We start from the raw sequence: 13,758 nt of genomic DNA, 5'->3' as shown, positions 1-13,758 counted from the left end.
ATGGCGGACCGGACGAGACTCGAACTCGCGACCTCCGGCGTGACAGGCCGGCATTCTAACCGACTGAACTACCGGTCCGCATTAAGGCACTTCATATAACCATCATATGCTTAACATTTTTAAGCGGTTCAGAGGCGCTTATAACTGTTAGGCGATGGTGGGTGGTACTGGGTTCGAACCAGTGACCCCCAGCTTGTAAGGCTGGTGCTCTCCCAACTGAGCTAACCACCCAATCCAATTAGTAAATACTTTTTGTACTTACCAATCCAGCTTAGCAGTTATCGTGGCGGACCGGACGAGACTCGAACTCGCGACCTCCGGCGTGACAGGCCGGCATTCTAACCGACTGAACTACCGGTCCGAATAGCGATAACATACTGTAAAACAAGCACAGGGAACAAAGCTGATACTGATTTGATATTGGCGGACCGGACGAGACTCGAACTCGCGACCTCCGGCGTGACAGGCCGGCATTCTAACCGACTGAACTACCGGTCCGTTATGCACATCAAATGCTTATCCTACTTTTTACTGCCGTGCTTTTACTGCTACTTCTTCACGTTTCCATACCAACTAATTCATACCATCTAAGATGGTGGGTGGTACTGGGTTCGAACCAGTGACCCCCAGCTTGTAAGGCTGGTGCTCTCCCAACTGAGCTAACCACCCGCTGGTCACGTGGCGCTGCATTCTACAGAAGGCTTGTAGGATGTCAACCTAGTTGGTTTAAAAAGTGTGATCTAAACCAGCGTGTTGCCTTCATCCAAGACCTGAGTCTTTTCATCTGCGTCCTGCGTTTGAGCGCGGACGAAGGATGCCGCAATCTGGGTAGCTTCGTCAATCAAAACCGTTTGATTTAGTCCAGAAAGGCGTCGAGGCTTGAAGTCGTGATCGCCATCTTTTAGCCATGCAAGCTGTGCATTCGGGGGTAGTTCATAGCTTTCTACCTCGTCACGGGTACCGAAGGGGTCTCGCTCGCCTTGTAAAACCAGCAGCGGGCATTCAATGCCAGGCCAGTGATCAAGGCGTAGTTTATGAGGTACTTTAGTAGGATGAAACGGATAGCCTGCCACGATAACGCCGGGCACAGTAGCTACATATGACGACTGACTGGCCAACAGCGTTGCTACACGGCCACCCATCGACTTTCCACCCACCCATAACGGCTCAATAAAAAGATCATCAAGTAGCGCGTACCACTCAGTAAACTGCTCAACCGTTTTGGCGATAGGTGGCGGTGGTCGACGCTTGCCGGTTTCTTGTATCTGCTGCATGTAGGGAAAATCTATACACAGTACCTGAATTCCCAGCTCAGCCAGAGTAGTGACAAATTGACGCATAAAAGGCGAGTGATGCCCGGCCCCTGCCCCATGCGCAAATAGCAGTCGACCTAGCGTCGCCTCTCCATGTATCGCCAGCGGCCCCTTGCCCTGCACCAGAAAACACCTACTTACCCGACTGCTGAGGATATTTTTTAAAGCCTCTGGATGCACCTCAACGTAGCCAGATGAAGCGTAATAGGACACACATCACTCCTGTTAATTCAATGTTTAGCCAATTGGCATGTTCAGCTTAAGCCTCGGCTGCGCTAGAATCCTGGTCGGATCTTGACCTGCATCATCAAGCGGGTGGCCGCATCCGTGCAAAATGCCACGGGTTACCCCCTAACCGCGTTCGATGGGAACATGAAATGAGCACAGCACTGGAACACCCGACCTATAACTACAAGGTGGTTCGGCAGTTTGCGATTATGACCGTTGTGTGGGGCATCGTAGGTATGACCGTTGGTGTCATCCTTGCCGCACAGCTGGTTTGGCCGCAACTGAACCTCGGATTACCTTGGACGAGCTTCGGGCGTCTACGCCCGTTACACACTAACGCCGTAATTTTCGCCTTTGGTGGCTCGGCGCTATTTGCGACATCGTACTACGTTGTTCAGCGCACCTGTCAGACACGACTTTTCTCTGACAAGCTAGCGGCTTTTACGTTCTGGGGATGGCAAGCTGTCATTCTTTCAGCGGCAGTGTCACTACCCATGGGCTATACCACGACCAAGGAGTACTCTGAGCTGGAGTGGCCAATCAGTATACTGCTCGCGGTAGTATGGGTTACCTATGCGCTGGTATTCTTGATGACGATCAAGAAACGCACTACCTCACATATTTATGTGGCGAACTGGTTTTTTGCCGCCTTTATTCTGACGGTCGCCGTTCTGCACATCGTGAATAGCGCTGCGATTCCCGTGACGCCTATGTACTCCACCTCGATCTACGCCGGTGCTGTGGATGCGATGGTACAGTGGTGGTACGGTCACAACGCGGTTGGCTTTTTCCTGACAGCAGGCTTTTTGGGGATGATGTACTACTTTGTACCCAAGCAAGCTGAGCGCCCAATCTACTCTTACCGTTTATCGATTGTGCATTTCTGGGCACTCATCATGATTTACATGTGGGCTGGCCCACACCACCTGCACTACACTGCGCTGCCAAACTGGGCACAGTCGCTAGGGATGGTCATGTCCATCATTCTGCTGGCACCCTCCTGGGGCGGCATGATCAACGGCATGATGACCCTATCAGGCGCCTGGCATAAGCTGCGGACAGATCCCACGCTGCGCTTTTTGGTGGTCGCCCTTTCGTTCTACGGCATGTCCACTTTTGAAGGCCCGATGATGGCGATTAAGACCGTCAACGCGCTGTCGCACTACACCGACTGGACCATTGGTCACGTTCACTCCGGCGCCCTCGGCTGGGTAGCGATGATTACTATCGGCTCAATGTATCACCTGATCCCACGCGTATTCGGGCGCACTGAAATGCACTCGATCAACCTGATTGCCGTTCATTTCTGGCTAGCGACCATCGGTACCGTGCTCTACATCGCCTCCATGTGGGTTAACGGTATTTTGCAAGGCCTAATGTGGCGTGCCATCAACCCTGACGGCACGTTGATGTACACCTTTGTGGAATCCGTTGAAGCCAGTGCACCGGGCTACTTTGTACGCCTGATAGGTGGGCTTTTCTGGGTCACCGGCATGCTGATCATGGCGTACAACGTCTACATGACCGTCAAGCGTCGTGAGGCCATCAGCCATCTAGCGCCACAAGCTGCTTAAACGGGGAAGTTGAGACCAATGAAACACGAGATTGTCGAAAAGAACGTTGGCCTACTTGCCGTATTGATCCTGGTTGCGATCAGTTTCGGCGGCTTGGCTGAAGTCGTTCCGCTGTTCTTCCAAAAGGACACCACCGAGCCTGTTGAAGGCCTGCGTCCTCTGACTGCACTGGAATTAGAAGGCCGTGACATTTATCGCCGTGAAGGCTGCGTAGGCTGTCACTCGCAGATGATCCGCCCGTTCCGCGCTGAAACCGAGCGCTACGGTCACTACAATGTGGCTGGCGAGCAGGTCTATGAGCACAACTTCCTATGGGGCTCTAAGCGTACCGGGCCTGATTTGGCCCGCGTAGGCGGCCGCTACAGCGATGACTGGCACCGCGCTCACATGTACAACCCTCGTGATGTAGTGCCCGAGTCGATCATGCCAGCTTATCCGTGGCTGTTTGACAATACCCTCGATGGTAATGCCACACCCAGAAAAATGCGTGCGCTGCGCCAACTAGGCGTGCCATACACCGATGAAGATATCGCCAGCGCCACTGCAGATGTACGCGGCACCCAGGAAATCACCGCCTTGGTCGCCTATCTGCAGCAGCTCGGTACCGTCTTCGAGGGCACTCGTTAAGTTATGGATACGGGAACTTTTCGCGGTCTCATCACGCTGTTCTTGATTATCGCCATGATCGGTATTGCCCTATGGGCTTACTCTAAGCGACGCAAGGCAGACTTCGAAGAAGCGGCTAACCTGCCCTTTGCCGATGATGATGAGCAACCGACCAGTGACAAGCACGCTTCGCTTGAAAGCGACAGCGAAGCGGATTCCCGCAAAGACAGGGGAGATAAGAAGTTATGAATAATTTATGGGGTGACTCCCTATCAGGCTTCTGGAGCGCCTGGATCATCATCATCACGCTAGGTACAATCGCGCTGAGCGTTTGGATACTTCTTGCTAACCGCCGTACTGATAAAATACCTGACGCTGAAGGTAACGTAGAAACAACAGGCCATGCTGCAGACGGCATCGAAGAGTATGACAATCCGCTACCTCGGTGGTGGTTTCAGTTATTCATCTTGACGGTAGTGTTTGCCCTAGGCTATCTCGTCCTTTACCCAGGCCTAGGTAACTACGCGGGAGTGCTTGGCTGGACCCAAGAAGGCCAATGGGAAGAAGAAGTCGCCGATGCCCAAGAGCGTTTTACACCGATTTTTGCCCGCTACCAGGAAGTGCCTATTCCTGAGCTTGCAGAAGACCCAGAGGCGATGCTGGTAGCCGAGCGTATTTATCAAAACAACTGCGCGGTATGTCACGGCTCGAATGCCCAGGGCGGCTACGGTTTCCCCAACTTGACCGACAACGATTGGCTATATGGCGGTGAACCAGAAAACATTCTTACCTCTCTAAATAATGGCCGTAATGGCCTGATGCCTTCTTGGCAGCAGTTGGGTGCGAACAATATTGAAAATCTCACTCAGTACGTGTTGTCACTGTCTGAACTTGAACATGACGAAGCGCGTGCCGAACAGGGCGAAAGCACCTTTATGGCCGTGTGTGCTGCCTGTCACGGCCCAAGTGGGACGGGCAATACGGCTCTTGGCGCGCCTAACCTGACCAACGACATTTGGCTCTATCTGGCGCCAGGACAAGGTGTCGATGACTCAATTCGTCAGACCCTGCGTAACGGCCGCAATGGCCACATGCCTGCGCAAGCGGCGTATATCGGCGAAGAGCGTGTACACCTAGTGGCCGCCTATGTGTACAGCCTGCGGTTTGCAGACTGAGTGGCGTTGGCTAACGAGCAAACCTTGCTAGTTAGTGACTGACAACACCGTTAGTTAGCTGAAAGCACAGCAAGCTATAAGCGTTAAGTAAGGGTGCGGCCCCACACCGCACCCTTTCTTTATGCGCAACCCGATACAATATTGCCCATGCAGCCTGGGCTCATCCCTCAGATGCAGCCTCTCCTGCCTTTAGAGCCGGGAATATCGCCATGGAAAAGATACCAAGCCAAGACATCACGCCGAACCCGGTGGGGCACCACACGCCCTCCTCTGAAGCAGTGACTCAAGACATGTACGCCAAGCGGCGTCACATTTACGTGCGCGAAATTAAAGGTGCTTTTCAGAAACTACGGCGCAGCGCGAACTGGGCGCTAATGATGCTGTTTTTTCTCTTACCGTGGATCAACGTTGGGGATCGACCGCTCATTCTGTTTGATTTACCCAACCGTGAATTCCATATCTTTACCGCGACGTTTTATCCACAGGAGTTCATCCTGCTATCGTGGCTATTGATAATTTGCGCCTTTGGGCTGTTTTTTATTACCGTTTTTGCTGGCCGTGTTTGGTGTGGCTATACCTGCCCCCAAAGTGTTTGGACTTTTCTGTTTATTTGGCTTGAGCATCGTATTGAAGGCTCGCGCAACCGGCGAATTAAACTCGACGATCAGCCAATGACCGCCGATAAAGTCTGGCGCAAAGGCGCTAAACATGTCGCTTGGCTCATAATTGCCCTCGCCACTGGCATTACCTTTGTGGGCTATTTCACGCCGATTCGCGATTTGGTGGCGGAACTTCCTACCCTGGAAGCCCATGGCTGGTCCTATTTCTGGGTCGGCTTTTTCCTGGTGTTCACTTACCTGAACGCTGGCTGGCTGCGCGAACAGGTGTGCATCTACATGTGCCCCTATGCGCGCTTTCAGTCGGTTATGTTTGACCGCGATACGCTAATCGTTTCCTACGATGAGTCCCGCGGTGAGCCCCGCGGTCACCGCAGAAAAGATCTAAGTCACGCCGAAGCCCGCGAGGCAGGTTACGGGGACTGCGTCGACTGCGATCTATGCGTACAGGTCTGCCCTACCGGGATCGATATTCGCGATGGCCTGCAGCCTGAATGCATTAGCTGTGCCGCCTGCATCGACGCCTGCGACAGCGTGATGGATAAAATGGGCTACCCGCGCGGGTTAGTGCGTTACACCACCGAAAACGCATTAGAGGGCAAAAAGAGCCGCGTATTGCGCCCTCGCCTGCTAGGTTACTTCGCGGCCCTGTTAGTTATGGTGGGCACCTTTGCCTGGGCCATAAATGACCGTATGCCCCTTGGTTTTGAGGCTGAACGCGAACGCACGCAGCTCTATCAAATGACCCGCGATGGCCGTATTAGCAACGTCTATAGCTTAACGGTACGCAATCTGGATGATCAGGATCATACTTATCAGCTCAGCGTTGTCGGCCTAACAGGTTTAACCCTGGACCATGAAATCATTAACGTGCCAGCGGGCGAGTCACGCCTTCAAGTAGTGACCGTCACCGCTGACCCAGACGAACTTCAGCAGCCCAGTCACGCCATTGTGTTCTCATTACAGGCTGAGCAAGATGAGCGCATTCGCCTTGAGCGGGACACTCGCTTCTTAGGCGATATTAGGAGATAACAAGCATGTCACCCCCTTTATTACCCACTGAAAATAAGGTAACGCCTTGGTATAAGCAGTTTTGGCCATGGTTTTTAATCGGCCTGCTGTTTTCTTCGATTATCGTTAGCTCCACTTTTGCGGTGCTTTCAATTCGAACGGCCGATGGCATGGTTGTGCAGGAAGATTATTATGAGCACGGTAAGGCCATCAACATGGTGTTTGCCAAGCAGGAGCGCGCCCGTGAGTTAAACTTAAGCGCAGAGCTTCGGCTTGACCCGCTGACCAGCGACATTGTGATTGATTTAGCCGGTGATACGCACCCGGATACGCTCTATTTAGACTTTATCTTTCCCACTGAAGATGACCGCGACCAGTCCTTTGTGCTTGAACACGTCCGCGACGGCCGCTACATCACCCAGGGGCCAGATAATATGCGCTACCGTTGGTACATCCAGCTTCAGCCTGAGCGGCAAGAAGCCGACTGGCGCTTAGTGGGAGAAGCCACTTTCCCCGATGAAAATAGTGTTGCACTACTGCCAGGAGGGCGCCCAGACAGCGAATGAGCAACGCCGCTTCTGACTCCGCCTGCTATCACTGCGGTAATCCGGTACCCGCTGGGGCGCCCTGGACAATTACCCTGGATGAGCACACTCACCCGCTTTGCTGCCCAGGCTGCGAAGCGGTAGCCCATGCCATCGTCGACGGTGGTTTGGCGAGTTATTATCGCTACCGCACCGAGCTTCCAGAGCGTCCAGATGAACGCCAAGCCGCTAAAGCGGACACTTGGTCCGTGTTTGACGACCCAGGCTTACAGACACAGTTTGTTCATCCCGACGGCGATGCAGGCAACGTTAAAACCACCCTCGCCATTGAAGGCATTACCTGTGCTGCCTGTGCGTGGCTGATTGAACACCGTCTGAATGCCCTCCCAGGTATTACCTCAAGCGCGGTTAATTTAACCCATCACCGCTTGCGGATAAGCTGGAACCCACAGCAGCTAAAGCTCTCACAGCTGCTGGCTGAACTGGCGGCGATTGGTTACGACGCTCAGCCCTACGAGCCCGATCAAGCACAAACGCGCCTGCAGCATGAAGAGCGTATGAACGTGCGTCGGCTGATTATCGCCGCCGTCGGTATGATGCAAGTGATGATGTTCTCGATTCCTATCTATGTCGCCGGACCCGGCGAAATTAGCGAGGATTTCTATGCGCTGTTTCATTGGCTCTCGTTTGCGCTAGCCACCCCGGTGGTATTTTTCTCTGCCCAGCCGTTTTTCCGCAACGCCTTGCGTGACCTGCGTAATCGCGTACTGGGCATGGATGTGCCGGTGTCGCTGGCGATTGGCGGTGCCTACCTTGCCAGCAGCTATGCAGTGCTGTTTAACGTTGGCGAGGTCTATTTTGACTCGGTAGCAATGTTCACCTTCTTTTTGCTATTTGGCCGCTACGTAGAAGGCCGCGCCAGACGACGCAGCGGCCACAGCGGTAACGCTCTCAGCGGTGTATTGCCTATCTCTGCGACGCGCCTTGAAGACGACGGCAGCGAACGCATTCTGCCCGCCAGTGAACTCGCCCCAGGCGACCGCGTATTGATCAAGCCGGGCCACGGCGTACCCGCCGACGGCCTGATTGAAGAGGGCGAATCAAGTCTGGATGAGTCGATGCTCACCGGTGAATACCTGCCAGTGACGCGTCGCGTGGGCGACATGATTACCGGCGGCAGCCAAAATATGGAAAATCCGCTGGTGGTCCGGGTGACCCATGCTGGGCGAGATGCCCGGGTGGCAGGGATTGTCGATCTCACTGACCGTGCCTTTGCCACGCGACCGCGGCTTGCTCAAATGGCGGCCCGCATGGCGCACTTATTTGTACTTCGCTTACTCCTGGTGACTACCTGCGTGACCATTGCCTGGTGGTTTATCGACCCCTCGCGAATGCTCTGGGTGCTGCTTTCAGTGCTCGTGGTGACCTGCCCTTGCGCGTTAGCGTTGGCCACCCCTACCGCTTTAACCGCGGGTCACGGCCAACTGCGTAAACGCGGCGTGCTGATTACCCGCGCCGATGCCCTTGAGTCGCTTTCCAACGTCACCCGCATAATCTTTGATAAAACCGGCACCCTAACCCGTGGCGAAATGCACCTGACACAGACACAAACGCTGAGTGAGTTAACCACCGAACGTGCCCAAGCAATTGCTGCTGCTCTGGAAGCTCATTCAGAACACCCCATTGCCCGTGCCTTTCGCCCATTTAGGGATGCCACTTTGCAGGCGAAAGATATTCATAGCCACACTGGGCAAGGGTTAGAGGGCACGCTAAACGGCGCTCGTTGGAGGCTGGGTAAACCAGAATTTGCCAGTGAAGAAAACATTTCATCGCCTGCCAGGGGCCAGTGGCTACTGCTCAGTGAAGATGGCGCGCCCCGCGCATGGTTTGGATTACACGACGGTGTACGCGACGATGCCGCCGCGACGATTGCAGCGCTGCAAGCTAAAGGCTTAAACGTCGAGCTGCTGTCAGGCGACACTGCCGATGCGGTAGAGAGCCTGGCTGACCAGCTCAACATTACCACCTGGCATGCGGGCACCAGCCCGGAAGGCAAGTTGGCCCGGCTGCGCGAGCTTCAAGCCGCAGGTGAAACGGTGCTTATGATTGGCGACGGTATTAACGACGTGCCGGTGTTGGCCGGTGCCGACGTGGCAATTGCCATGAATGGCGCGACGGACCTGGCCCGTACTCGCGCCGATGCGGTACTGCTCAGCCCACGCTTAATGCGGATATTTGATGCCATTGAGATTTCCCGCGCCACCCGGCGTATCATGCGACAGAATATGATTTGGTCAGTGTGTTATAACTTTTCTGCACTGCCGCTGGCAGCGATGGGCTTGGTGCCGCCTTGGCTTGCCGCCATAGGCATGTCGCTCAGCTCATTGGTGGTGGTCGGCAATGCCCTACGCCTGTCACGCTGGCGTACCCAGGCACCTACATCGCTGAGCTCTCCACTCCCGGTGACCGCATGACGATTCTGTATCTGCTCATTCCGCTTTCACTTATTTTGCTGGGCCTCGCCGTCTGGGCATTTTTCTGGGCGGTTAAAAATGATCAGTTCGATGACCTCGAAGGCCCCGCACACCATATTCTGTTTGATGAAGATGAGAATGATCTGAGCGCTGAACAGCGCCGCCAGCGTCAGCAGGCTGCTAACAACAGTTCCGATGGCCAAGAGCCCCCACCATGAACCCAACCGGCCTTGACCTGCCGCCGCTACTGGCGGCATTTGTATTTGGCTTGATGGGGGGCGCGCACTGCATTGGTATGTGTGGTGGTATTATGAGCGCGCTCACCTTTGCAGTACCTCCCAGCATGCGTCATCCAGCGCGCATGGGCGGCCTGCTATTGAGCTATAACGCAGGGCGTATTATTAGCTATATGAGCGCAGGCGCGCTGGTTGCCCTGTTAGGCACACTAATTTCACTTTCCGCCAACGCAAGGTTGTTGCTTCAGGTATTTGCCGCGTTAATGCTGATCCTAATGGCGCTGTATATCGCCAACTGGTGGAAAGGGTTACTTAAAGTCGAAGCCGTGGGGCGGCGACTTTGGCGCTTTATTGAGCCCATGGGGCGGCGGTTAATGCCCGTTGTGCATCTTCCTCAAGCGTTTGCGTTAGGCGCACTATGGGGTTGGCTACCCTGTGGGCTGGTGTACTCCATGCTGGCCTGGAGCTTAGCAATTGCCGACCCTTTTCAGGGCGCTCTACTGATGGGCGCTTTCGGGCTTGGCACCCTGCCCGCCCTGTTAGCCACCGGCCTTGCCGCGCGCCAGCTAAGTCATTTAATTCGCCACCCGGCAACACGTAGCGTGGCAGCGTTAACGATTATTGCCTTTGCGCTTTGGCAGCTCTGGATGCTCACGGCACATACTTTTCATTAGTATGACATGGCTCAACATTTACCCTTTTGCTACGGGCTAGGCTAGCGGCAGTCCCTAACGCTGGAGCGCCTCTCAATGACCGTTCATGCCCTTGCTGCTTCACCTTGTGCACCCTCTAGTGTGGCAGAGCCCACGCAACCGGTGTGGGATGAAGCCTTGGTGCGCCGTTACGATACCAGCGGCCCACGCTATACCTCTTACCCCACGGCGCTATCATTCAATGAGCAGTTTACCCCTGGCGACCTAACTCAGGCCTTAGAGCGCAGCAACGCGGGCAAACGCGCGCTCTCGCTTTATGTCCATGTCCCATTCTGCCGTAAAATTTGCTTTTATTGCGCCTGCAACAAGATTGCCACCAAAAATACCGCCTTGGCGGAGCCCTACCTGAGCCGACTAGACCGCGAAATGGTGCTTACCGCTCGCCACCTTGATACCTCGCGGCCGGTCGAGCAGTTACACTGGGGCGGCGGTACGCCGACATTTCTAAGCTTGAATCAGATGGGCGATCTGATTGACCGTTTGCATGCCCGGTTTGGACTTTCTGAGTCTCCCGAGCGCGATTATGCGATTGAAATAGACCCTCGCGAAGCAGACGTTTTTACCCTGCGCCATCTTCAATCGCTGGGGTTTAATCGTATTAGCCTGGGGGTTCAGGATTTAAGCCCGCTGGTCCAGAAAGCCATTAACCGTATTCAGCCCCGAGTACTGACTGAAACGTTGATGGAGGAAGCCCACCGACTCGGGTTTCGCTCGCTTAACCTCGATTTGATTTACGGCTTACCCTTTCAAACCGAGAAGAGCTTTGCAGACACCTTACGCCAAGTCATTGAACTCAACCCGGCTCGCCTTTCGGTGTTTAACTACGCTCATATGCCCGAGCGCTTCCCCCCACAGCGGCGCATTAGTGAGGACGATTTACCGGGTGGCGAGGAGAAGCTGGCAATTCTGCGCACTACCATTGAGATGCTCACAGCAGCAGGCTACGTGCATATCGGTATGGATCATTTTGCCCGCCCGGATGACAGCCTGGCCGTTGCTCAGCACGAGGGCTCACTGCAACGCAATTTCCAGGGCTACTCAAGCCATGCCCAGTGCGACTTAATCGGCCTTGGCGTATCAGCTATCTCACGGGTTGGCGATGTCTATGCGCAGAACCCAAGCGACCTTGCCCGCTATGAGGCGGCACTGGATCAAGGCCAGTTAGCCACTGTAAAGGGGCTGCGCTTAACCGAAGACGACTTGATTCGTCGGGACGTTATTGAGCGACTGATGTGCGATATGCGCATCGACCTGGCCGCCGTCAGTGAACGCTGGAATATTGATGCACCGCGTTACTTTGCGGCTGCCCTTGAGCGTCTGCAGAGCGCCGAGAAAGATGGCCTGTTAACCCGAAGTGGCGACCAGCTTAGCGCAACGCCCATAGGGCGGCTGCTCATTCGCCATTTAGCCATGGCGTTCGATGCCCATCTACCTGGGCAAACAGGGCAGCGCTACTCTAAGATTGTTTAATCAACTTGTCGCTAGGGTGCGAAAGCTCCCATACTAGTTGCGGTCCGTATAATATCAGCGTAACTAACGCAAGGAGCAAAGCATGTTGGAACCTATGAGCCATCGCCGCTCGCTACCGCACGAAGCTCGCTGCCAAACCTGCAGTCTGAGTTCACTTTGCCTGCCGCTTGCCCTTGAGCTGGACGATATGGGCCAGTTCGATGCTATTATTCGACGACGCTCACCGCTGAAAAAAGGTGAGCCACTGTTTCGGCAAGGCGACACCTTCACCAGCGTTTACGCCGTTCGTTCGGGCAGCTTGAAACAGATGACCGCCGAAGGTAACGGCAGCGAGCAGCTAACCAACTTCTATCTACCCAGTGAACTGGTGGGGCTAGATGGTATCGATGAAGAGCAGTACCCCGGTAGCGTGATCGCCCTGGAGACAACCACCGTCTGCGAGATCCCGTTTGATCGCTTGGATTTACTCTCGGAAGAGCTCCCCGAACTGCGCGGACAGCTGTATCGCAGTATGAGCAAGGAGTTACGTGATGATCGCCGCATGATGCGCCTGCTATCGCGCAAAACCGCCGACCAGCGCCTGGCCACCTTTTTGATCACGCTGTCGGATCGCTTTCGCCACCGGGGCTACTCGCCTTATAGCTTTCGACTCTCCATGCCCAGAGCCGACATCGGTAATTACCTTGGCTTAGCTGTGGAAACGGTCAGCCGTATTTTAAGCCGCTTCCAGCAGCAGAGCGTGGTGGCGGTTTCAGGTAGAGAGGTCAATATTCTCGATATGCCGCGTTTAATCACCCTCGCCGAAGAAGAAGAGCAAACGGTTAGCTGATATTAAAGGCGTTAATGCGCCCAGCTAACAGCTCAGCCTGCTTCGTTTCCAAGCCTGCAAAATCAAACAGGCTGCGATCCGCCAACTGCGAAGGTGCAATATTAGTGACGGCTTTAAACATGCTTTCCAAACGGCCAGGGAATTTCTTGTCCCATTCGGCGAGCATCTCCTTCACTACCTGACGCTGCATATTAGGTTGTGAACCGCATAAGTTGCAGGGAATGATCGGAAACTGCATCAGCCGCGAAAACTCTGCAATATCTGACTCTTTACAGTACGCCAGTGGCCGAATGACGATGTTTTTACCATCATCGGATAAAAGCTTGGGGGGCATGGCTTTCAAGCTACCACCAAAGAACATATTCAAAAAAAGTGTTTCAAGAATATCTTCCCGGTGATGGCCCAAGGCTATCTTATTGGCGCCAATCTCTTCGGCAAAACCATATAGCGAGCCGCGCCGCAGGCGTGAACAAAGCGCGCAGGTGGTTTTGCCTTCTGGGGTTTTCTCCTTCACTACCGAGTAGGTATCACGCTCGACAATGTGATACTCCACGCCCTGCTTATCCAGATACGCTGGCAGCACATGCTCTGGGAATCCCGGCTGCTTTTGATCCAAGTTGACGGCTACCAGCGAAAAATTGACCGGCGCATTGCGCTGCAAATTGCGCAAAATCTCCAGCATGGTATAGCTGTCCTTGCCACCGGAAAGGCACACCATCACCCGATCACCTTCGTTAATCATCTGGTAATCAATAATCGCGTTGCCCACTTCTCGGCGCAGGCGCTTCTGTAGCTTATTAAACTCACGCTTCTGCTTGGCATCAGCCTGCTCTGATAGATCTTGGACAGTATCAACGGGGGCTGCCTCAACAGGATCCAAGCCAGTAGCATCAAAATGAGCGGGGTCGAAATGATCAAGAGATTGCATGATATAAGCACTGCCGATGAAATGGTGAAAAGCGCTAGA

The 13,758-nt window shown here is 54.3% G+C and carries 13 protein-coding genes and 5 tRNA genes; 11 read left to right on the top strand and 7 right to left on the bottom strand.

The window, feature by feature from the left end; all coding sequences use genetic code 11:
* Position 1: 1 nt before the first annotated feature.
* From ACQKE4_RS10860 to ACQKE4_RS10835, 6 genes are all read right to left on the bottom strand, one after another.
* Positions 2 to 78 (bottom strand) — tRNA-Asp (locus ACQKE4_RS10860).
* 77 nt (positions 79 to 155) lie between these two features.
* A tRNA-Val gene (locus tag ACQKE4_RS10855) sits at positions 156 to 231 on the bottom strand.
* A 53-nt stretch (positions 232 to 284) separates the two neighbouring features.
* Positions 285 to 361, bottom strand: a tRNA-Asp gene (locus ACQKE4_RS10850).
* 60 nt (positions 362 to 421) lie between these two features.
* Positions 422 to 498: transfer RNA gene (locus ACQKE4_RS10845), tRNA-Asp, on the bottom strand.
* A gap of 95 nt (positions 499 to 593) precedes the next feature.
* Positions 594 to 669 (bottom strand) — tRNA-Val (locus ACQKE4_RS10840).
* 71 nt (positions 670 to 740) lie between these two features.
* Positions 741 to 1,526: an alpha/beta fold hydrolase gene (locus ACQKE4_RS10835; RefSeq protein ID WP_427388346.1), complete on the bottom strand. Its 786-nt coding sequence runs from the start codon at positions 1,524 to 1,526 to the stop codon at positions 741 to 743.
* Positions 1,527 to 1,690: 164 nt separating this feature from the next.
* Here ACQKE4_RS10835 and ccoN point away from each other — a divergent pair, with 164 nt between their 5' ends.
* From ccoN to fnr, 11 genes are all read left to right on the top strand, one after another.
* A complete protein-coding gene (gene ccoN, locus ACQKE4_RS10830) occupies positions 1,691 to 3,115 on the top strand; it encodes a cytochrome-c oxidase, cbb3-type subunit I (protein WP_427388345.1) in 1,425 nt (474 codons plus the stop codon).
* Between the two features lie 18 nt (positions 3,116 to 3,133).
* The gene (gene ccoO, locus ACQKE4_RS10825; RefSeq protein ID WP_427388344.1) at positions 3,134 to 3,742 is read left to right on the top strand and encodes a cytochrome-c oxidase, cbb3-type subunit II; all 609 of its coding nucleotides are present in this window, start codon (positions 3,134 to 3,136) and stop codon (positions 3,740 to 3,742) included.
* Positions 3,743 to 3,745: 3 nt separating this feature from the next.
* Positions 3,746 to 3,970, top strand: a complete 225-nt coding sequence (locus ACQKE4_RS10820) for a cbb3-type cytochrome oxidase subunit 3 (protein ID WP_427388343.1) — start codon at positions 3,746 to 3,748, stop codon at positions 3,968 to 3,970.
* The gene (gene ccoP / locus ACQKE4_RS10815; RefSeq protein ID WP_427388341.1) at positions 3,967 to 4,896 is read left to right on the top strand and encodes a cytochrome-c oxidase, cbb3-type subunit III; all 930 of its coding nucleotides are present in this window, start codon (positions 3,967 to 3,969) and stop codon (positions 4,894 to 4,896) included. Before ACQKE4_RS10820 ends, ccoP begins: the two co-directional genes overlap by 4 nt.
* Positions 4,897 to 5,105: 209 nt before the next feature.
* The gene (gene ccoG, locus ACQKE4_RS10810) at positions 5,106 to 6,545 is read left to right on the top strand and encodes a cytochrome c oxidase accessory protein CcoG (RefSeq protein ID WP_427388340.1); all 1,440 of its coding nucleotides are present in this window, start codon (positions 5,106 to 5,108) and stop codon (positions 6,543 to 6,545) included.
* Positions 6,546 to 6,550: 5 nt separating this feature from the next.
* A complete protein-coding gene (locus ACQKE4_RS10805) occupies positions 6,551 to 7,090 on the top strand; it encodes a FixH family protein (protein ID WP_427388338.1) in 540 nt (179 codons plus the stop codon).
* Entirely contained in the window at positions 7,087 to 9,543 is a 2,457-nt protein-coding gene (locus tag ACQKE4_RS10800; protein ID WP_427388337.1) for a heavy metal translocating P-type ATPase, read from the top strand. The genes ACQKE4_RS10805 and ACQKE4_RS10800 overlap by 4 nt, the downstream gene beginning before the upstream one ends.
* On the top strand, positions 9,540 to 9,761 hold the full coding sequence (gene ccoS, locus ACQKE4_RS10795) for a cbb3-type cytochrome oxidase assembly protein CcoS (RefSeq protein ID WP_290836616.1): 222 nt from the start codon (positions 9,540 to 9,542) through the stop codon (positions 9,759 to 9,761). The genes ACQKE4_RS10800 and ccoS overlap by 4 nt, the downstream gene beginning before the upstream one ends.
* A complete protein-coding gene (locus ACQKE4_RS10790) occupies positions 9,758 to 10,453 on the top strand; it encodes a sulfite exporter TauE/SafE family protein (protein ID WP_427388335.1) in 696 nt (231 codons plus the stop codon). Before ccoS ends, ACQKE4_RS10790 begins: the two co-directional genes overlap by 4 nt.
* Positions 10,454 to 10,528: 75 nt before the next feature.
* Positions 10,529 to 11,962 carry an oxygen-independent coproporphyrinogen III oxidase gene (gene hemN, locus ACQKE4_RS10785; protein ID WP_427388334.1) on the top strand — a complete coding sequence of 478 codons (1,434 nt, stop codon included), beginning with the start codon at positions 10,529 to 10,531 and terminating at the stop codon, positions 11,960 to 11,962.
* An 82-nt stretch (positions 11,963 to 12,044) separates the two neighbouring features.
* Positions 12,045 to 12,791, top strand: a complete 747-nt coding sequence (gene fnr, locus ACQKE4_RS10780; RefSeq protein WP_290836613.1) for a fumarate/nitrate reduction transcriptional regulator Fnr — start codon at positions 12,045 to 12,047, stop codon at positions 12,789 to 12,791.
* Here the strand turns inward: fnr and ttcA are convergent.
* Entirely contained in the window at positions 12,784 to 13,719 is a 936-nt protein-coding gene (gene ttcA, locus ACQKE4_RS10775) for a tRNA 2-thiocytidine(32) synthetase TtcA (RefSeq protein ID WP_427388333.1), read from the bottom strand. The genes fnr and ttcA overlap by 8 nt on opposite strands.
* Positions 13,720 to 13,758 lie beyond the last annotated feature (39 nt).

The sequence above is a fragment of the Halomonas sp. NPDC076908 genome, assembly GCF_050269715.1.
Classification (GTDB): domain Bacteria; phylum Pseudomonadota; class Gammaproteobacteria; order Pseudomonadales; family Halomonadaceae; genus Vreelandella.
Note: the sequence above shows the minus strand (reverse complement) of the source record. Positions and strands in the feature narration are given on the sequence as shown.